This window comes from Mesorhizobium sp. L2C066B000 (assembly GCF_000502335.1).
In the GTDB taxonomy this organism is placed as follows: Bacteria; Pseudomonadota; Alphaproteobacteria; order Rhizobiales; family Rhizobiaceae; genus Mesorhizobium.
Map to the genome: position 1 here is coordinate 95616 of NZ_AYWZ01000010.1, position 17853 is coordinate 113468.

The window sequence follows — 17853 nt, forward strand, 5'->3', positions numbered from 1 at the left end:
GTAGCGCAGCAGAAACTTGCCGTCAAAAATCTCAGCGTCTAACGGGCGCAGGCCGCCTTGGGCCGAGCTCTGCGAGGAAGCGGCTTGCTTGTGCGTTCGCATTTCCGTTATTCAGATTGAATGCTTCCGCATATCCAAATTGTCGAAAGCTCGACAACGTCAGCTCTCCTGGCTTATTTTCGTCCGGTACGGATTTAACTCGCGTCAGCGCTACATAAAATAAGCGCCTTTGTTCTTGTCGCTTTCTTTCTACCTCTGCAGGGGTGTCATCTGCGTCCGGAAACCTAGGGAGCAAGCCATCGACAAGGCTAGTAATATATAAGATGGGGCTCCCTAGCCCCTTGCTTCCATAAAGCGTCATTATGCGAACGTAGTCGACGTCATCCGGATAATTGGGCTCATAGATTTTCTCCAAAATGAGCTTCCGGACGTCGCTAATCTCGGTATCCTCGTCGATTTCGCCTTCGAACAGCTCGCGTATGCGCGTAAACGAGGGGTCACCCGGAGGGAAAAGTGCATCTAGCACATCAGAGGCGCTGTCCAGCTCCGAGATCATTTCGATTTCATTCTGAATCTCTCTAAATCGAGTTCTCAGCGTCTGGCACTGCGGCAACTGCAAAGTACCAGCCTCAGACCGCTCAAGAGCTTCCCATGGCGATATGTCATGTTCCGTGCATTTCGCACGTAAGCGTCTGTATTGCCCCGCTCGAAAATCATTACTCCCGTACCCTAGGAGCCATCTAAGTGCTGGCCGGTCATCTCGATCTCCTGCCACCATGAGGAGCGCCAATTTCTCCGTAACCTCATCCGTTTCAAGCTCGCTTTCGGATAGGTAGTCGCGACAAGCTATGCCTGCCTCGCGGAGGGCATCTGAAATTTTTAATCCGAGCTTCTTTCTGGGAGTTAGAACGATAATATCGCCGGGATCGGAACCGGCGGCGATCTTCTGTACAATATCAGCTGCAATCCCATTGGCCTCCTCATCAATTCCTGCGAATTGGACTATGCTGACAATGCCGTCACCGTTCCCCTGGCGTGCCTCTAGTGGATGCGCATTGCCCCCCGGGTTGTGAGCGATAAGGCTGTTTGCCATCGAGACTACTCGCCCAGGACACCGATAGCAGGTGGTCAATTCGTGATCAGACCGGTCTAAATTGTCATCCTCCCACTCGATGATCCCCTCGGGATGTGCATGCTTGAAACTGTAGATTGATTGATTCTCATCGCCAACAATTATGACGTTTGCATCCCGTCCAAGGAGTTTTACGACACTCTGCTCGACCTTATTCAGGTCTTGATATTCGTCGACCAGAATATAGTCGAATAAATCAAACTCTGGCGACGCTGGGTTATCTCTGAGATAGATGTACAAAAATGGAATCGCCTCGCCGAGAAGAATGCATTTATGAAATGTCATCCAGTCAACAAGAGCGTGTCGAAATTCTCGGTCGACCGCATCTGCCGCCTCTATAGGATCATCGTCTTGAGAACGAGCGAAGGCAGCTTCATATGCCTTAATCCGCTTCTCGCGTGCACCCTTATTGCCAAATCGATTGTCTCCGAGATCATATAGGAGTGGTTCAATTTCGAAATTTAGGAGCGGCCTTGTAACGCGTCCAAGTAAATTGATCACCCACTGTTTTCGAAGTATCCGCATAGCAAAGCTATGTAGGGTTCGTGCCTGAATCTCGTCTGCACCCTCAACATCGAGCTTGTTCAACTCTCGTCGAACGTCTTCGGCGGCTATTCGAGTAAAGGTGACCGCCAAAATTCGCTCTGGATCTGCGCCGCTCTCGACTAGTCGCGCGACACGCCTCCTCATAGAGAACGATTTTCCAGTGCCAGGCCCCGCAATTACACGAAGCCTATTCGCCGCATCGGCAGCTATTTCATAAGCTGATGTTCCCACCAGCAAGTCATCGTCCCAAGCCATGAATTCACCCCTCCCTTTATTTATTTTAGTTTGGCTCATTGTAGATCGAGATCGAGCTTTGTGGTCAATCTCGTTTCTGCACGCTTCATGATGTTTCTACAAAGCGACTAGATGAGGTTGTTTGTGTGAACCGCGCGGGTTCGTACTGCAACAGCCTGCCTCTCCTTGAGGCCGCCATTGGAGAACATCCCTTCCTGAAGTATCCTGAGGCGGTATGGGGGAGGTCTCGATGCGCTCCAATCTCGACACCATCGCCGCAATCGGCCTCGCCATCGGTGGCGCCTTCGGCCTGGCCGGCACCTTCGTCACCAGCGCTCCGCTGCGTGAAACACTCTGGGCGATCGATGGCGTGGCGCTTGTGGTGGCAACCGCGCTGCTGACCATGAAATACCAGCGGCTGGGCAACGAGTGCGTAGCCGCCGGGTTCCTCACCTTCCTCGTCGGCGAGAGCTTGATCATATCAGGCAATGCGGCGGGGCTGGAGGCCAGCGTTCCCTCCTATGTCGGCGGCATCTCGCTGTGGGCGGCAGCGCTGGTCCTGATCGGCGCGGCGAACACCTTTGCACTCTGGATGCGGCTCACCGGCCTCATCGCCGCCGTGCTGTTTGTGGTGACGGTGGCCATGGTGCTGTGGGGCTCTCCCTTGCTGCCAACCTCGGCGCCGCTGCCCGCCGCCGGCTATCGTTCCTGGTGCTGACTTTTGCCGGCTGGATATGGACGTTGCTGAAGTCGCCGAGGTGATTGACGCGATCCGGCGGCTGGCTCCGCATGTGAAGGTGGGGCGCTGACTTTTCCTTCCCCCCTTGTGGGGGAAGGTGGATCGGCGCGATAGCGCCGAGCCGGATGAGGGGTGTTCCAGCGGAGTGAGACGCTTGCGTTCCCTGGAACACCCCTCATCCGACCTCGCTTCGCGAGGCCACCTTCTCCCACAGGGGGAGAAGGGAAGATGGCGCTTCTTCCCCGACCATGCGAGCGTGCGTCTCCGATTCGGAAACCCGCCGCCATGCTCCGCCTCACCCTTGCCGTCCTCCTCATCGCCACCCCGGCGCATGCCGCCGATATGGCGTTCTTCGTCAAGAATTTGCGCAGCCAAGCGGTGGCGGTGGAGCTGTTCAGCCGTGATCGCAAGATGTCGTGGCCGGGCGGCGACCAGGTGTTCCTGATTGAGCCCAGCTCGCAGAAATCGGTGCCGATCTCGTGCAATTCCGGCGAGAACATCTGCTATGGCGCCTGGGTGAATGGCAATGATGCGGTCTCCGCCGGTGTCGGGCCGGATAATGACCAGCCATGCGATACGTGCTGTTTCATCTGCGTGGAGAAGACGACCGAGACGATCGATCTGGTTGAGTGAGGGGCGGGGCGCCGAAGCTGCTGATCTCCCCCCTCGTGGGGGAGATGTCCGGCAGGACAGAGGGGGCGCGAAGGATCGCCAGCGTATGGATCAGCAAGCCTAAAATTGACATGGCGCGGCTGCAGGAATGAGAGGTCGGCGGGACAGCGCCCCCCTCTGCCTTGCCAGGCATCTCCCCCACGAGGGAGGAGATCAGCAGTTCCGCCCTTTCCCAATCCCCCCAAAATCAGTCACGCCCCGCCCTTCAATGTCAGCCGCCATCATGCGATGCTGATTCCCTCGGCCGGGGGGCCGATTTGCCTCGGGGGAAACACCATGTTTTTCACTTGTCTGCGCCGCGTCGTCGTCGCGCTCTCGCTTGCCGCGCTGTTTGCGCCGGCCGCTCACGCCGCCGACATCACCTTCGCCGTCAAGAACAGCCATCCCAACGCCATGCGCCTCGAGCTCTACAGCCAGGACCGCGACTATGTCTGGCCGGGCAACGACAAGGACTTCTATCTCGACGATGGCGAAACCAAGCAGATCCCGGTCTCGTGCGACGAAGGCGAGTCCATCTGCTACGGCGCCTGGGTGGACGGCGACGAGGGAACCTATTGGGGCGTCGGCCCCAACAACAAGGAAAGATGTGAGGATTGCTGCTACACCTGCAATGGCGGCGAGACGGAGGAAATTGAACTGACGCCGTAGGAAGTACAGCCAATCTCCCCCCAAGTGGGGGAGATGTCCGGCAGGACAGAGGGGGGCGCTGTCCCGCCGACGTCAATNACCGAGCATCGTAATGCCGCACACGCCTCTACCGCCTCGACATCGCGCAAACGCCAGATCGATGCGCAAAGCCCTGACGCCAGCCGAACTCAAGCTCTGGAACGAACTTCGTGCCCACCGGCTGATGGGCTTGGCTTCCGGCGACAATTTCCGATTGCCGCCTACATCGTCGATTTCGCTTGCCCGGAGAAGAAGCTGGTCATCGAAGTCGATGGCGCCCAGCATGCGGACGCCGGCGCGGCTGCCGGTGAAGAAACGCGGACATCGCACCTCGAACAAGATGGCTGGACCGTCCTGCGGTTCTGGAATGACGACGTCATCCGCGACATCGACAATGTCTGCCAGCATAATTGTGATTGCGGCTGAGCTTGGAGGCGCATCCTGAACGGATGACGGTGCTGGGCTTTAGGCAGGGAAAGGTCGGCGGGACAGTGCCCCCCTCTGGTCTGCCGGCCATCTCCCCCACGAGGGGGGAGATCGGGTTCCGCCGCGGCTTTCGCCAATTATCCCAGCAACGCCCTCTGCCGCTTCGGCCCGCCCGCCTTGCGCCAGGAGTTGAACCGGTGCGTCGCGGCGGCAAACGAGATCTTCATCTGCTGGGCGACCGAGTAGCGCGACCTGCCTTCGTCGAACAGGCGGTAGCAGCATTCGACGCCCTCCTCGGTCAGCTTGCCGTCGGGCGCCTTGTTGTGCGGATTGGCGGGGTCGAATTTTTCGACCTGCTGTTCGACCAGGCCTTTCAGCCGCTGCAAATCGGCCTCGATGCTGGCGATCAGATCGAGGACGGGTTTCGGATCGAAGTGGTCGTGCGGCTTTGCCGTCATCTTGCTCATGCCTTTCGCTTGCGTGTCGCGACAATATAGGTGAACATTTGCCGATAATGAAGAGCGCGTTGCAATACGGCGCTTCAACATTTCTTGACTGGTGATTGACCGCGGAGACTGCAGCGCCTAGTTTAGAATTGTTCTAAACTGGGGTGAATTTCTCATGCTTTCCCGTGTCTTCGGTTTCGGCCGCCGTCCTTTCGAAACGCTGTCGGAACAGGAGATCCTGGCGCTGGCAATTTCGTCCGAAGAGGATGACGGGCGCATCTACCGCGCCTATGCCGACGGGCTGGCGGACAGTTTTCCGCAATCGGCGAAAGTGTTCGAGGCGATGGCGGAGGAGGAGGACGGGCATCGTGATTCCCTGATCGAGCTCTACCGCAAGCGTTTCGGCGAGCGCATTCCGCTGCTGCGCCGCGAGCACGTGAAAGGCTATTACGAGCGCAAGCCCGACTGGCTGGTGCGGCCGCTGGGCATCGAGCATGTGCGCCGCCAAGCCGAAGAGATGGAGCGGCAGGCCTATCGCTTCTATGTCGAGGCGGCCAAGCGCACCAGCGACGCCTCGACCCGAAAACTGCTCAACGACCTTGCAGCGGCCGAGCAAAGCCATGAGAATTCGGCGCATCGGCTGGAGCAGAAACTTGTGCCGGGCGAGGTGAAGGACGAGGAAGCCAGCGCCGAGCAGCGCCAGTTCATCCTGACCTATGTGCAGCCGGGACTGGCCGGGCTGATGGACGGCTCGGTGTCGACACTGGCGCCGATCTTTGCCGCCGCGTTTGCCACGCACGACACCTGGCAGACGCTGCTGGTCGGCCTCGCCGCCTCGATCGGCGCCGGCATCTCGATGGGCTTTACCGAAGTCGCTTCGGACGACGGCAAGCTGTCGGGGCGTGGCTCGCCCATCAAGCGCGGCCTGACCGTCGGCATCATGACGACGCTGGGTGGGCTGGGCCACGCGCTGCCTTACATCATCCCGCATTTCTGGACGGCGACGGCGGTGGCGGCCGTGGTGGTGTTCTTCGAATTGTGGGCGATCGCCTTCGTGCAGAACCGCTACATGCAGACGCCCTTCCTGCGCGCAGCGTTTCAGGTGGTGCTGGGCGGGGCGCTGGTGTTTGCGGCCGGGGTGCTGATCGGGAATGCGTGAGCGCCAAGCGCCCCCTCACCCAGCCTCCGCTTCGCTCGGCTGACCTCTCCCCGAGGGGAGAGGAGATTTTCGAAGCCTGCGCCAGTCTCTTCTCCCCAGCGGGGAGAAGGTGGCCGCGAAGCGGCCGGATGAGGGGGCCTGGCGCGACGCCGATACCTAGTCACCCATTCACCGCCCTGCTATCCTCTGGCGCCTCGTCCCTCTCCGTCAGCCCGTAATCCCGCACCACATGCGCAATCCGCAACCGATAGCCGGCAAATATTCCGCCGCGGCCCGCATGCTGCGCCTGCCGATGCTCTTCCGTGTTGCGCCAGGCTTTCACCGCTTCCTCATCGCGCCAGAAGGACAGCGACAGGACGCGGTTGGGATCGCCCAGGCTCTGGAAGCGCTCGATCGAGATGAAACCGTCTATGCCGTCGAGCAGCGGCCGCAGTTCGGCAGCGATGCAGAGATAGGCATCGCGCTTTCCCTCAGCCGGTTGCACCTCGAAGATGACAGCGATCATATCTCCTCCTTGACCGCGGTCTGGAACAGCTGCCGCGGTCCATGCGGCCCCGACACCAGCTTCAGGAAGATGCGGTCCTCTTTCAAGATGAACTTTTCGCGGCGGGCGAATTCGTAATTGGCCTTGCCCGCCGGATCCGCGGCGAGACGGGCGCGATATGCTTCGTAGGCGGCGAGGCTGTCGATGCTGTAGGCGGCGTAGGCGGTGGTGGCCGAGCCCTCATGCGGGGCGTAGTAGCCGATCAGATCGGCGCCGCAGCGCGGGATCGCCTGGCCCCAGGCCTTGGCATATTGCTCGAAGGCCGGCTTGCCGAACGGGTCGATCTCATAGCGGATGAAGCAGGTGATGGTCATCGTGATCTCCTTGGGTTTCGCATCGATAGTTCGAGCGGCGTCGAAACGTTGTGCCGCAGGGTCTGCTAAGCAAAAGCGCTGGCGGTCAGGCCTGCCAGAAGGGCCTTGCACATTCGCGGCGCACATCCTCACGGGTCAGGCCGAGATCGCGCAGCAGATGGTCGTTGACCTCCGCGAGGTCTAGCCGCTGCAGATGGCGGTCGTACCAGCGGGCGAGAAGCCGCCGTTGCAGCCAGGTGACGAACGGGAACGGCCGGCGGCTGGCGAGTGGGGCGGAAGCGGTTGGCATCGGCGTTCTCCTTGATCCCGCCCGACAATAATGCTTATCTGACGAGAATGCTTCGATGGAGGCCTAACTATGCGTGAAGGACCCGACATTGCCCGCATCGCCAGCCTGGTCGGCGATCCGGCGCGGGCAAACATGCTGAATGCGCTGATGGGCGGCACGGCTTTGACGGCGAGCGAACTGGCGCTGGAGGCCGGCGTCTCGCTGCCGACGGCGTCCTCGCATCTGTCGAAACTGATGGAGGGCGGGCTTTTAACTTTGGCCAGCCAGGGACGGCATCGCTATTACGGCCTCGCCGGGCCGCAGGTTGCCGGCATGATCGAGGCGATCACCGGGGTGGCCGAAGCGGTCGGCCCCAAGCGGGTGCGGCCCGGCCCGCGCGACGGCGCCATGCGCGTGGCCCGCGTCTGCTACGACCACCTCGCCGGCGAGCAGGCGGTGGCGATGCTGGACCGGTTCGTCGCGCGCGGCATCCTGTTGCGCGACGACATTGAGATCAGGCTCGGGGAGACCCGGCCGGGGGAGATCCGGCTCGGGCCGTCGGCCGCATCGCATTTTTCCGCCATCGGCATCGATGTCGGCGCCAGGCCGCGCCGGCCGGTCTGCCGCGCCTGCCTCGACTGGAGCGTGCGCCGCTCGCACCTTGCGGGAACGCTGGGCGCGGCTATTCTGGACAAGATCCTGGCGGAGAAATGGGCAAGGCGGGAGAAGGACAGCCGCGCGGTGGTGTTTTCACCGCCGGGGAAGCAGGCGTTCGAGCGGGTGTTTTTGGCGTAGAGGTTCGGCAGCGCTAATTGGGCGACGCTGGCGGTACAGCACCCCCCTCTGTCCTGCCGGACAGAGGGGGGTGTGACGGAACGCTTGCGTAGCAGGTGAGGCGCGCGACGCTCACCCCCGCTTCAGCACCTTCCCCTGCTTGAAAAAGTCCACCCACGGATCGGCCTCCGCTAGTTCCTTCAGCGTCGTCTTGCCCCCGATCGGGAAGGAATTCGGCGCTAACCCTTTTTCGACCTCCGCCCAGGTCACCGGGATCGACACCGTCGCGCCCTTCTTGGCGCGGGAAGAGTAGGGCGCGACCGTGGTCGAGCCCCTGCCGTTGCGCAGATAGTCGACGAAGATTTTTCCGGTGCGCGCCTTTTTCGACAGCGTCGCCGTGTAGCGGTCGGGCGCGGCCTGCTCCAGCGCCTTGGCGAAATCATGGGAGAAGGTTTTGACTTCCTCCCAATCCGCCGAGGGTTTCAGCGGCACCAGCACGTGATAGCCTTTGCCGCCTGACGGCTTGACGAAATTCGGCAGCGACAGATCGTCAAGCTTGCCTCTGATGTCGAGTGCGGCCTCGCGCACCGCCTTGACGTCGACGCCTTCATCGGGATCGAGATCGAAGATGATCTGATCCGGCTTTTCCAGCTCCTCGATCTTGCAGCCCCAGATGTGGACCTCGACCACGCCATACTGGACCAAGGCGGCAAGGCCGTCGAAATCGCGGATGAACAGGATTTCCTCGCCATCGGTCGGATCCTTCATGCGGGCAATCTTGTCGCTCATGCCGGCCGAAGCATGTTTCTGGAAGAAGCGCGGACCGCCGATGCCATCCGGCGCCCTGACCAGGCTGAGCGGCCGGTTGACGATGAACTGCTCCATGCGCGGCCAGACCAGCGCGTAGTGTTCGAGCAAGTCCTGCTTGGATATTTTTTCCTCGGGCCACAGCAGCTTGTCGGGATGGGATAGTTTTACGCTGGTCGTGATCGTCGCGGGCGCCTTAGCCCCGGCGGCCTTGCCGGCGCCGCCTGCCGCCGGCTTTGCCTTGTTTGCCGCCTTCGATGGCTTTTCCTGCACGACTTCCTCCGCCGGCTTGTCCTCGCGCAGTCCCTGGAACGACGCGTGGCGTATTATACGGTCCGAGGTCCAGCTGCGGAACTCCACTTCGCCGACAAGTTCGGGCCTGACCCAGACCAAACCCTTGCCCTTTGGCACCGCGGCGGCAAACGGCGAGGCGTCTGCCTTCAGCGCATCGAGTTTTTTCTTCAAATCGGTGGCGCTCCTGGCTGTGAAGCCCGTGCCGACGCGGCCGGCATAGTGGAGCTTGCCGCCCTCGTGGTAGCCGACCAGCAGCGAACGCAGGCCGCGGCCGGTCTTGTCCGAGGGCAGATACCCGCCGATGACGAATTCCTGGCGGGCCGTGCATTTCGACTTCACCCAGCTTGGGCCACGGCCGCTGCGGTAGGGCGCATCGGCGCGCTTGGAGACGATGCCTTCGAGGCCCATGCGGCAGGCGTGCTGCAGCATGATCTTGCCGGGCTCAGCGAAATGGTCGCTGAAGCGGACGGCGGCATTTTCGGCCGTCTCGCCGAGCAACTCCTGCAGCGCCTGCTTGCGCTCGACCAGCGGCTCGCGGCGCAAATCCTTGCCCTCAAGCCGCATCAGGTCGAACACATAGTAGGTGAAGCGGTCGGTTCGATTGGCGGAGAGATCCTGCTGCAGCAGCGAGAAGGACGAAACGCCGCTGTCGGCGAGCACGACGATCTCGCCATCGATGATGGCGTCGCTGCATTTCAGCTGGGCGAGTTCCGCGACGATCTCGGGGCCGAATTTCCCCGTCCAGTCGAGGCCGGTGCGGGTCAGCAGCCGCACCTCCGTGCCGGCGATCTGCGCCTGCATGCGGTACCCGTCGAACTTCACCTCATGCAGCCAGTCCTCGCCGGGTGGCGCCTCGCGCTCCAGCGTCGCCAGCTGCGGCTCGACGAAGTCGAGGCGCTTGCCGGCTTTCGCCTTGCTGGATGCCGCGGGCTTGTTGGAGTGCCAGACCTTCGGCTTCTTGCCGTCGGCGGTCTTGCCTTCCGCGACCTCTTCGATGGTCAGGCCGGACTTCACCGATTTCGGTGCGTCCTTCAGGATATCCTCGCCGGGGCGGGCGGCGGCATCGTCGGATTTGATCAGCAGCCAGTTGTCGCGCTTTTCGCCCGGGCGGGGTCTTAACCTGACCAGATGCCACCGCCCATTCAGCTTCTGGCCGTTGAGTTCGAAGTCGATATGGCCCTTCTTCATCGCCTTGGCCGGGTCGATCTCCGGCGTCCATGTGCCTTCGTCCCAGACGATGACGGTGCCGCCGCCATACTCGCCCTTGGGAATGGTGCCCTCGAAGCCGGCATAGTCGATCGGGTGGTCCTCGACATGCACGGCCAGCCGCTTCTCGTGCGGGTCGAGGCTCGGGCCCCGCGTCACCGCCCAGCTCCACAACACGCCCTCATGCTCGAGGCGGAAATCATAGTGCAGCCTGGTCGCGTCGTGCTTCTGGACGACGAAGATGCCGCCGGGCTGCTTGCCGCGCGCGACCTTGCCCGCCGGCTCGGCCGTCTTCTTGAAATCGCGTTTGGACTGATATTGTTCGAGGCTGGCCACGGCGCCGACCCTCAAGCCGACTTGCGCTTGGGCGCAGAAGCTTTCGCCTTGCCGCTTTTTGCCGCCGGCTTGGCCTTCTTCGCCGGGCCTTCCGCCTGGCCGCCATCGGACAGGCTCTTCTTCAGCGCGTCGAACAGATTGACGACATTGGACGGCTTGGGCGCGGCCTGCGCTTTCGGAGCCTTCTTTCCGGCCTTCTTGGCGCGGATCAGTTCGAGCAGCGCGTCCTCATACTTGTCCTCGAATGTCGACGGATCGAACTTCCCCTTCTTCTTGTCGATGATGCGTTCGGCCATATCGGTCATCTCCTGGTCGGTCTTCACCGCCTTGATGTCGCCGAAGATGCTCTCCGGCTCCCGCACCGTGTTGCCGTAGCGCAAGGTGGTCAGCACCATGCCTTTGCCGCGCGGCTCGATGACCACGGGCCGCTCGCGGCTATAGAGCACGACGCGCGCCAGCCCGGCCATCTTCTTGTCCGCCATGGCATCGCGAATGACGGCAAAGGCCTCCTCCGACACCTTGTCGGCGGGCGTGACATAATAGGGCGTGTCGAGATAGATCTGCTCTATCGAGGCTTTGTCGACGAAGCCGTCCAGCGCCATCGTGTGCGAGGACTCGATCTGCACCGCTTCGATCTCTTCGTCCTCGACATAGACGAACTCACCGGGGCTCACCTCATAGCCCCTGATCTCGTCGCCATCGCCCAGCGGCTTGCCGGTTTCAGAATCGACATAGATGCGCTTGACCGTGTTGCCGGTCTTGCGGTTGAGCACCCGGAACGAAACTTTTTCGGCGTGGGTGACGACGTTGGTCAGTTCGACAGCGCAGGTGACCAGCGACAGTTTCAGATAGCCCTTCCAGGCGGGGCGAGGTGCCATGGCGAACTCCTGCGCGATGCGGTTCAAGCGAGAACGGGCAAGGCCCGTTCCGGTTCCGGGCGCGCAACCAGGGGCATTTCGGCAGCGAGCATGGAAATTTCGAGAGGCTCGCCAAATCTGAAACAGAACCGCGCCCAAGCGACATCCAGACGAAACATATGTGATGTAAAAGTCACAATGCCGGAAATGGCGACGAACTACACCGAAAGACCCCCAAACAGCCGCATTCCGGCCACGAAGCATGGGGTTTTCGACCAAAGATTAACATCGTGTTCACCGACTATTCACGCCTCGACACTATGATCCCCGCAATCGGACGGGACATCCGAAAATCGGGACAGGGACTTGAGTAAAATGAAATTCTGGGGCCACATCGCCGGCTATGCCGCCGCCATCCGCGAGTTCATCGCGCCGACCTATCGGCCGGAGCGCTACTACATGCGCGGCCCGGGTCCGGCCTGCGCCCGTCGCGGCAGCTCGCTCGGCGCGCACTGATCATGACGTTCGAAACGCGTCACGACAGCCGGATCTGCAGACCGGAGGCCGATCCCCGCGCAACCACCTATCGCGCCGAGCGCCCCGCGCTGGCCGCGAGAAGCCGTGCGACAACGCCGCGGCTTTGATCCCGCTGCCGGCGGGCTTAGTGTCTGAAGACACAAGTTGCCGGATGTCCCGTGACTTCTTCTCCTGAACCCTTCGATGCCAACCAGCCATTGATCGTTTTCGACGGCGTCTGCGTGCTGTGCTCGGGCTTCGTACGCACGGTGGTCGGGCTCGACCGCAAAAACCGCTTCCGCTTCGCCACGGCGCAGTCGCCCTTCGGCGAGGGCTGTTCCAGAGATACGGGCTGCGCACCGACAGCTACGAGACCAATCTGGTCCTTGTCGGCGGCGCTCCCTTCATGCGGCTGGACAGTTTCATCGCGGTGATGGCCGCCGAACTCGGCTGGCCGTGGCCGGCGGCGAAGGCCCTGCTGCTCATCCCGCGCCCCTTGCGTGACTGGCTCTACGAACGCATCGCCAAAAACCGCTACGCATGTTCGGCCGCAAGGACAGTTGCGAGATCCTGTCCGCCGCGATACGTGCGCGCGTGATCGGCTAATCGCATGTCACCCAAAAATGACCTCCGTTCTGGGAAAACGACATACGCAAAAAGAGCGGCGCGATGAGGCTTCTGGTCGTTGGCGGCTATGGCATTTTCGGCGGCCGCATCGTGCAATTGCTGGAGAGCGAGCCACGCCTGATCCTGCTCGTCGCCGGGCGCTCACTGGGCAAGGCCGAGGCCTGGCGCAAAACCCGCACCGGCGCGGCGGCCGACGCGCTTCGATCGCAATGGCGACGTCGCGCAAGGCCGGCCTGTTCGTTCGCGCCTCAGTCCGGCAGCGCCGCGACGGCGACGATCTCGATGACGATGTCTGCCTGGGCAAGCGCTGCGACGCCGATTGCCTCCGAAGGCGGCGGATTGTTGTCGCTACAATGCTTCGGACAATGCTCGGCGAAAAACGCGTCCAGCACGTCGAGACGAAAATTAGGCGAGCTGAGGACGCCGCCGTCGGGAAATGGGCCCTTTGACGAAAAAGGTCAGCCTGATGAGATGGTCGAGCCCGCTGCCAAGTTCTTCCAGATCCGATTTGATGTTGCCGAGAACTTCCCGCCACTGCGCCGCGGCATCGCCGGCGAAGCCGCCACCCTTCTTGCCGGCCGGATCGTAGTCAGCCGATGTCGCGGTGTTGCCGCAGAGATAGACGGTGCCTTTCGCACCGCTGACGACCGTGCCTTTGCCGCATGGCATCAACCGGCCGTTCTTGAATTTCTTGTGGGTCATGAGTTCCATTCTCTTCTCCCATGCCTCGTGTGACGTGCCCGCCAACGACAGAGGATAGTGCTGTGCGGAGCCACGGCCAGTCCGCTGCCGGTCATCCGCCAGCAGACGGAGGAACATCTGGTCCTTGCGAAATCTCCTGGCGGAGGCGAAAGTTTTTTCTGAAGCCTGTCGAAATCGGCCGCCGCCGCGCGACATACGTCTGGCCCCAATAGGATGCGGCCTTCGAAACCACGGGAGAAGACCCATGCGATACATGCTTTTGATCAACAGCGACGAAGCCGCGCAGGCGAACACGCCAATCGAGAGGGCTCGGCAGATGAGCGCAGCATATGCCGCCTATACCGAAGCGTTGAAGAAATCCGGCGCATGGCTCGCCGGCGAACGGTTGCGCCCGACCCAGGCGACCACCTCGGTGCGGATCACAGACGGCAAGACCAACGTGATCGACGGCCCCTATGCCGACACCAAGGAGCAGCTTGCCGGCTTCTACATGATCGAGGCGGCCGATATCGATACCGCCATCGACTGGGCGGCGCGCTGTCCGGCGGCGAGCGCCGGCACGGTCGAGTTGCGGCCGATCTGGGAAATGGCCGACTACATGCCCAAGAAATGACACCGTGATGGACAATCGCCCGAACGTCGCGCGGGCGGCGGCCGAAGCGGCCGCCCGGCAGAGTTACGGCAAGCTGGTCGCCTACCTTGCTGCGCGCACCCGCGACGTAGCCGGCACCGAGGACGCGCTGGCCGAGGCCTTTGCCGCGGCCCTTGAGCGCTGGCCACAGACCGGCGTGCCCGAGAAGCCGGAAGCATGGCTGCTGGCCGTGGCGCGCCGGCGGCGCGTCGACGCGGTGCGCCGTCGGCTGACCAGCGAGGCGAGCCGCGACCATCTCAAGCTGATGGCCGAGGAGATGGAGGCGAGCATGGAAGACGAAGACCTTCCCGACGAACGTCTCAGGCTGATGTTTGCCTGTGCGCATCCGGCGATCGAAGCCAGCGTGCGGGCGCCGCTGATCCTGCAGACGGTTCTGGGTTTCGACGCGGCGACGATCGCCTCGGCCTTCCTGGTTTCGCCGGCGACGATGGGCCAGCGTCTGGTGCGCGCCAAGAGCCGCATCCGCGAGATCGGCATTCCGTTCCGCGTGCCGGATCGCGCCGAACTCGGCGAGCGGCTGGGAACGGTGCTGGAAGCGATCTACGCGGCTTTCGCCGAAGGCTGGACCGACCCGGCAGGGACCGAGACGAGAGCGCGCAATCTGGCGACCGAAGGCATCTGGCTCGGGCGGCTGGTGGCGTCACTGATGCCGGACGAACCGGAAGCGCTCGGCCTGCTGGCGCTGATGCTGTTTGCCGAGGCGCGGCGCCCGGCGCGGCGCGATGCGGCTGGAGATTATGTGCCGCTCGCCGACCAGGATTGCCGTCTTTGGGATCACGCACTGATCGACGAAGCCGAGGCGCTGCTGGGCCGCGCCGCCACCATGGGCGTCATCGGCCGCTATCAGCTCGAAGCGGCGGTACAATCGGTGCATGCGACGCGGCGACGGACCGGCCAAACCGATTGGGCGGCGATCCGTAACTTCTACGATGCGCTGTCGGCGATATCAGGCTCGCCGGTGATTTCGATCAACCGCGCCGTGGCGATTGCCGAGGCCGAAGGGGCGGCGGCAGGACTGGCGGCGCTCTACGTGCTGGGGGACGACAAGCGGCTCAACGACTACCAGCCCTACTGGGCCGCCCGCGCCGGCCTGCTGGCCAGGCTCGGCAATGCGGCGCAAGCGGTCGAGGCCTATGACCGGGCGATCGGCCTTGAACGCGACCCGGCCGTGCGCCGCTTCCTGCAAGCGAAACGGGCGATCCTGCGAAATTGAAGCGTCCGTTCAGGCCGGCCACATCTCATGTGTGGTGTTGAGCCGTTTCATCAGCGGATGCGCGCGCAGCGCCGACCATAAGCGTTCGATGTTCGGCCAGTCGGCCCGCGCCTTGTCCATGTCGGGGTGCCAGGCCACCAGCATGACGAGGTAGATGTCGGCCAGCGACATCGCGTCGCCGACCAGCCAGCCGCGCCCCTCGAGGGCTGCATCGACAATGGCGAAGCCGCGGTCCATCTCGGCAATGGCTGCCTGCTTGACGGCTTTCTTGCCGTCGGCATCGGTGGTGTAGCGATGGGCATAGTAGAGGCGCAGGATGGCGGGGTAGAGCGCCGACGACATGAACGCCATCCAGCGCAGGAAACCGGCGCGATCCGGCGATCCGGCGGCCGGCGCCAGACCCGCCTCCGGATGGCGCTCGGCAAGCAGGATGCAGATCGCCGCCGATTCGGTTATCGATTGACCGTTGGGCAAGGTCAGCACCGGAACCTGGTTCAACGGGCTGATGTCGAGGAAAGCCGGGTCCGGCGGATCCTTCTTCGGCACATCGATCTGGTCGAATTGCGCGTTTGCCAGCGCCAATGCGGCCTCGACGACAAAACCGCCGCTGCCTGGGCGCGTGTAAAGCTTGTACATGTGATTCTCCCCCTGCCCGCGCGAAGCAGGCCGGGGCGATTTGACCCTGAAGCCGCCTCCCGCTCAAGCCGGTGGCGGACGCCACGGCCGGGTTTTCTGCGGTCCAGCCATGAGACTTCCGATGTCGGAGGGACAGCACCCCCCGATGCCCGGCAGGGCAGAGGGGGGTGCGAAGGATCGCCGCCTATCCAGTTAAGACGTTAAGCCCCCAGCCCGTCGAACAGGATCGTCGACAGATAGCGCTCGGCGAAGGACGGGATGATCACCACCAGGTTCTTGCCCTTGTTCTCCGGCCGCGACCCGACGACGATGGCGGCCTGCAGGGCAGCGCCCGACGAGATGCCGACCGGCACGCCTTCAAGGCGGGCGACGAGGCGGGCGTTGGCGACCGAATCCTCGTTGGAGACCTTGACGATCTCGTCATAGATCGAGGTGTCGAGGATCTTGGGCGCAAAGCCGGCGCCGATGCCCTGGATCTTGTGCGGGCCGGGCTGGCCGCCCGACAGCACCGGCGAGGCCTCCGGCTCGACGGCGACGACATGCACCGAGGGCTTGCGTTGCTTCAGCACCTGGCCGACGCCGGTGATCGTGCCGCCGGTACCGATGCCGGCGACGAAGATGTCGACCCCGCCATCGGTGTCGTTCCAGATCTCCTCGGCGGTGGTGCGGCGGTGGATCTCCGGGTTGGCCGGGTTTTCGAACTGCTGCGGGATGACGGCGTCAGGCAGGGTGGCGGCCAGTTCGTCAGCCTTGGCGATGGCGCCCTTCATGCCTTTCGGCCCTTCCGTCAGCACCAGTTCGGCGCCGAGCAGCGCCAGCATCTTGCGGCGCTCCACCGACATGGTTTCGGGCATGGTCAGGATCAGCTTGTAGCCCTTGGCGGCGGCGGCGAAGGCGAGCGCGATGCCGGTATTGCCCGAGGTCGGCTCGATCAGCGTCGTCTTGCCGGGTTTGATCCGGCCCGACGCTTCCAGCGCCTCGATCATGGAAACGCCGATGCGGTCCTTGACCGAGGCGATCGGATTGAAGAATTCGAGCTTGGCAAGAAGGTTGGCAACGACGCCCTTCTCCTTGGCGAACTTGTCGAGCCGCACCAGCGGCGTGTCGCCGATCGTCTCGGTGATCGAGTTGTAGACACGGCCGCGGCCGGGCACGCGCGCGGAAGGCTTGTTCATTGGTTTCGCTCCCAAATCAGATCAGGCAATTGGCGTCGGCGGACAGAATAGGGCTTTCGCCCGCGCAAGATAGGCTGCCGGCCGAAAATATCGAGTGGGCCGCTTGCTGAAAACGCTTGTCTCCTCAAGCCGCATTTTCCGGATGGACCGATCGGCGGAATGGATGGGCCTGAACCGATCTACTGACGTGCGGCAATGGNAGCCGCATTTTCCGGATGGACCGATCGGCGGAATGGATGGGCCTGAACCGATCTACTGACGTGCGGCAATGGCAGCGGCCGCGCCCACCATGAAGCCGGCGGCAGTGCGGTTCAGCGCCTTCAGCGCGCGTGGCGATTTCAGGAACCAGCGCGCCTTGGCGGCCAGCGCAAGATAGGGCACCAGCACCACGCAGAGCACGATAACGGTGAGCGCGACCAGGATGCCGTAGTCGGCGAGCGTGATGGTCTTCAGGTCGACGATGGTCGGCGTGATGGCGAGGTAGAAGATCATCGTCTTCGGGTTGCCCAGCGTGACGGTGAGGCCGGCAAGGAAGCTCGATACCAGGCCGCCCTTGCCTTTCCTGGCCTCGACAGTCTCTGGCGTGATCCCGGCCGTCCAGAAACGCCAGCCGAGGAAGGCGAGATAGGCGACGCCCAGCCATTTGATGGCGAGAAACACCATGCCGAAGCTTTGCGCGACAAAGGCAAGGCCGAGCACCACCGCGGTGAGATAAATAAGGTCGCCGAGCATCAGGCCGAACGACATCGCCAGCGACGAGCGGAAGCCGGATCCGAGCGCCCGCGCCACAAGCGCGGTGACGCCGGGGCCGGGAATGGCGGCGGCGATGCCCAGCGCAGCACTATAGGCAAGGAAGCCGGTGAGGGTCATGACGGTCGCACCTCCTGAGCCGCTCTGATGCCATGAAAGCCT

Annotated in this window: 19 protein-coding genes and 2 pseudogenes; 11 read left to right on the forward strand and 10 right to left on the reverse strand. The window is 62.8% G+C overall.

The features are described 5' to 3' along the window. Positions 1–31 precede the first annotated feature (31 nt). Positions 32–1933, reverse strand: coding sequence for an ATP-dependent helicase (locus X733_RS146070; RefSeq protein WP_196813745.1), 1902 nt, complete (start codon positions 1931–1933; stop codon positions 32–34). A 229-nt stretch (positions 1934–2162) separates the two neighbouring features. On the opposite strand from X733_RS146070, the gene X733_RS1000000169680 reads away from it, so the two are divergent. The 4 genes and pseudogenes from X733_RS1000000169680 (at position 2163) to X733_RS1000000168350 (ending at position 4434) form a co-directional block, all read left to right on the forward strand. After that, positions 2163–2630, forward strand: a complete 468-nt coding sequence (locus tag X733_RS1000000169680) for a hypothetical protein (RefSeq protein WP_245274466.1) — start codon at positions 2163–2165, stop codon at positions 2628–2630. A 249-nt stretch (positions 2631–2879) separates the two neighbouring features. Continuing rightward, the gene (locus X733_RS146065) at positions 2880–3284 is read left to right on the forward strand and encodes a hypothetical protein (RefSeq protein ID WP_245274467.1); all 405 of its coding nucleotides are present in this window, start codon (positions 2880–2882) and stop codon (positions 3282–3284) included. 315 nt (positions 3285–3599) lie between these two features. Then, positions 3600–3971, forward strand: a complete 372-nt coding sequence (locus tag X733_RS146060; protein WP_023819288.1) for a hypothetical protein — start codon at positions 3600–3602, stop codon at positions 3969–3971. 91 nt (positions 3972–4062) lie between these two features. Then, positions 4063–4434, forward strand: a pseudogene (locus X733_RS1000000168350) (endonuclease domain-containing protein). Between the two features lie 118 nt (positions 4435–4552). Here the strand turns inward: X733_RS1000000168350 and X733_RS146050 are convergent. Then, entirely contained in the window at positions 4553–4873 is a 321-nt protein-coding gene (locus tag X733_RS146050; protein WP_023728762.1) for a hypothetical protein, read from the reverse strand. 163 nt (positions 4874–5036) lie between these two features. Between X733_RS146050 and mbfA the strand changes: the two genes are divergently transcribed. Next, the gene (mbfA, locus tag X733_RS146045) at positions 5037–6020 is read left to right on the forward strand and encodes an iron exporter MbfA (RefSeq protein WP_023673250.1); all 984 of its coding nucleotides are present in this window, start codon (positions 5037–5039) and stop codon (positions 6018–6020) included. 160 nt (positions 6021–6180) lie between these two features. Here the strand turns inward: mbfA and X733_RS146040 are convergent, their stop codons facing one another. The 3 genes from X733_RS146040 to X733_RS146030 form a co-directional block, all read right to left on the reverse strand. After that, positions 6181–6525, reverse strand: coding sequence for an antibiotic biosynthesis monooxygenase (locus X733_RS146040; protein ID WP_023819290.1), 345 nt, complete (start codon positions 6523–6525; stop codon positions 6181–6183). After that, positions 6522–6878, reverse strand: a complete 357-nt coding sequence (locus X733_RS146035) for an NIPSNAP family protein (protein ID WP_023692959.1) — start codon at positions 6876–6878, stop codon at positions 6522–6524. Before X733_RS146035 ends, X733_RS146040 begins: the two co-directional genes overlap by 4 nt. 85 nt (positions 6879–6963) lie before the next feature. Further along, positions 6964–7167, reverse strand: coding sequence for a DUF1127 domain-containing protein (locus X733_RS146030; protein WP_023819291.1), 204 nt, complete (start codon positions 7165–7167; stop codon positions 6964–6966). A gap of 69 nt (positions 7168–7236) precedes the next feature. Between X733_RS146030 and X733_RS146025 the strand changes: the two genes are divergently transcribed. Beyond that, a complete protein-coding gene (locus X733_RS146025) occupies positions 7237–7941 on the forward strand; it encodes a winged helix-turn-helix domain-containing protein (protein WP_023819292.1) in 705 nt (234 codons plus the stop codon). 111 nt (positions 7942–8052) lie between these two features. Here X733_RS146025 and ligD read toward each other — a convergent pair whose 3' ends face one another. Together ligD and X733_RS146015 are read right to left on the reverse strand one after the other, a co-directional pair. Beyond that, a complete protein-coding gene (ligD, locus tag X733_RS146020) occupies positions 8053–10563 on the reverse strand; it encodes a DNA ligase D (RefSeq protein WP_023819293.1) in 2511 nt (836 codons plus the stop codon). An 11-nt stretch (positions 10564–10574) separates the two neighbouring features. After that, complete coding sequence (locus tag X733_RS146015) at positions 10575–11441, reverse strand: Ku protein (protein ID WP_023672038.1); 867 nt, start codon at positions 11439–11441, stop codon at positions 10575–10577. 345 nt (positions 11442–11786) lie between these two features. On the opposite strand from X733_RS146015, the gene X733_RS1000000168355 reads away from it, so the two are divergent. From X733_RS1000000168355 to X733_RS146005, 5 genes and pseudogenes are all read left to right on the forward strand, one after another. Continuing rightward, positions 11787–11936: a hypothetical protein gene (locus X733_RS1000000168355; RefSeq protein WP_196813601.1), complete on the forward strand. Its 150-nt coding sequence runs from the start codon at positions 11787–11789 to the stop codon at positions 11934–11936. A 269-nt stretch (positions 11937–12205) separates the two neighbouring features. Next, positions 12206–12534: pseudogene (locus tag X733_RS01000000166410) on the forward strand (DUF393 domain-containing protein). Between the two features lie 71 nt (positions 12535–12605). Next, positions 12606–13298 carry a hypothetical protein gene (locus tag X733_RS1000000170285; RefSeq protein WP_196813749.1) on the forward strand — a complete coding sequence of 231 codons (693 nt, stop codon included), beginning with the start codon at positions 12606–12608 and terminating at the stop codon, positions 13296–13298. A gap of 211 nt (positions 13299–13509) precedes the next feature. Beyond that, the gene (locus X733_RS146010; RefSeq protein ID WP_023819294.1) at positions 13510–13878 is read left to right on the forward strand and encodes a YciI family protein; all 369 of its coding nucleotides are present in this window, start codon (positions 13510–13512) and stop codon (positions 13876–13878) included. A gap of 7 nt (positions 13879–13885) precedes the next feature. Further along, positions 13886–15130, forward strand: a complete 1245-nt coding sequence (locus tag X733_RS146005; RefSeq protein WP_023819295.1) for a DUF6596 domain-containing protein — start codon at positions 13886–13888, stop codon at positions 15128–15130. A 9-nt stretch (positions 15131–15139) separates the two neighbouring features. Here X733_RS146005 and X733_RS146000 read toward each other — a convergent pair whose 3' ends face one another. The 3 genes from X733_RS146000 to X733_RS145990 all read right to left on the reverse strand — a co-directional run bounded on the left by X733_RS146000 (position 15140) and on the right by X733_RS145990 (position 17811). Then, positions 15140–15766, reverse strand: a complete 627-nt coding sequence (locus tag X733_RS146000) for a glutathione S-transferase family protein (RefSeq protein ID WP_023805843.1) — start codon at positions 15764–15766, stop codon at positions 15140–15142. Positions 15767–15966: 200 nt separating this feature from the next. Next, positions 15967–16941: a cysteine synthase A gene (gene cysK, locus X733_RS145995; protein WP_023692952.1), complete on the reverse strand. Its 975-nt coding sequence runs from the start codon at positions 16939–16941 to the stop codon at positions 15967–15969. 252 nt (positions 16942–17193) lie between these two features. Next, positions 17194–17811, reverse strand: a complete 618-nt coding sequence (locus X733_RS145990; RefSeq protein WP_023819296.1) for a LysE family translocator — start codon at positions 17809–17811, stop codon at positions 17194–17196. Between the last annotated feature and the right edge of the window lie 42 nt (positions 17812–17853).

What these genes read in the sequence shown, in the direction of transcription:
- X733_RS146070 (WP_196813745.1), bottom strand. Translation starts at nt 1,933, where the DNA reads ATGGCTTGGGACGATGACTTGCTGGTGGGAACATCAGCTTATGAAATA.
- X733_RS1000000169680 (WP_245274466.1), top strand. Translation starts at nt 2,163, where the DNA reads ATGCGCTCCAATCTCGACACCATCGCCGCAATCGGCCTCGCCATCGGT.
- X733_RS146065 (WP_245274467.1), top strand. Translation starts at nt 2,880, where the DNA reads ATGGCGCTTCTTCCCCGACCATGCGAGCGTGCGTCTCCGATTCGGAAA.
- X733_RS146060 (WP_023819288.1), top strand. Translation starts at nt 3,600, where the DNA reads ATGTTTTTCACTTGTCTGCGCCGCGTCGTCGTCGCGCTCTCGCTTGCC.
- X733_RS146050 (WP_023728762.1), bottom strand. Translation starts at nt 4,873, where the DNA reads ATGACGGCAAAGCCGCACGACCACTTCGATCCGAAACCCGTCCTCGAT.
- mbfA (WP_023673250.1), top strand. Translation starts at nt 5,037, where the DNA reads ATGCTTTCCCGTGTCTTCGGTTTCGGCCGCCGTCCTTTCGAAACGCTG.
- X733_RS146040 (WP_023819290.1), bottom strand. Translation starts at nt 6,525, where the DNA reads ATGATCGCTGTCATCTTCGAGGTGCAACCGGCTGAGGGAAAGCGCGAT.
- X733_RS146035 (WP_023692959.1), bottom strand. Translation starts at nt 6,878, where the DNA reads ATGACCATCACCTGCTTCATCCGCTATGAGATCGACCCGTTCGGCAAG.
- X733_RS146030 (WP_023819291.1), bottom strand. Translation starts at nt 7,167, where the DNA reads ATGCCAACCGCTTCCGCCCCACTCGCCAGCCGCCGGCCGTTCCCGTTC.
- X733_RS146025 (WP_023819292.1), top strand. Translation starts at nt 7,237, where the DNA reads ATGCGTGAAGGACCCGACATTGCCCGCATCGCCAGCCTGGTCGGCGAT.
- X733_RS146015 (WP_023672038.1), bottom strand. Translation starts at nt 11,441, where the DNA reads ATGGCACCTCGCCCCGCCTGGAAGGGCTATCTGAAACTGTCGCTGGTC.
- X733_RS1000000170285 (WP_196813749.1), top strand. Translation starts at nt 12,606, where the DNA reads ATGAGGCTTCTGGTCGTTGGCGGCTATGGCATTTTCGGCGGCCGCATC.
- X733_RS146010 (WP_023819294.1), top strand. Translation starts at nt 13,510, where the DNA reads ATGCGATACATGCTTTTGATCAACAGCGACGAAGCCGCGCAGGCGAAC.
- X733_RS146005 (WP_023819295.1), top strand. Translation starts at nt 13,886, where the DNA reads ATGGACAATCGCCCGAACGTCGCGCGGGCGGCGGCCGAAGCGGCCGCC.
- X733_RS146000 (WP_023805843.1), bottom strand. Translation starts at nt 15,766, where the DNA reads ATGTACAAGCTTTACACGCGCCCAGGCAGCGGCGGTTTTGTCGTCGAG.
- cysK (WP_023692952.1), bottom strand. Translation starts at nt 16,941, where the DNA reads ATGAACAAGCCTTCCGCGCGCGTGCCCGGCCGCGGCCGTGTCTACAAC.
- X733_RS145990 (WP_023819296.1), bottom strand. Translation starts at nt 17,811, where the DNA reads ATGACCCTCACCGGCTTCCTTGCCTATAGTGCTGCGCTGGGCATCGCC.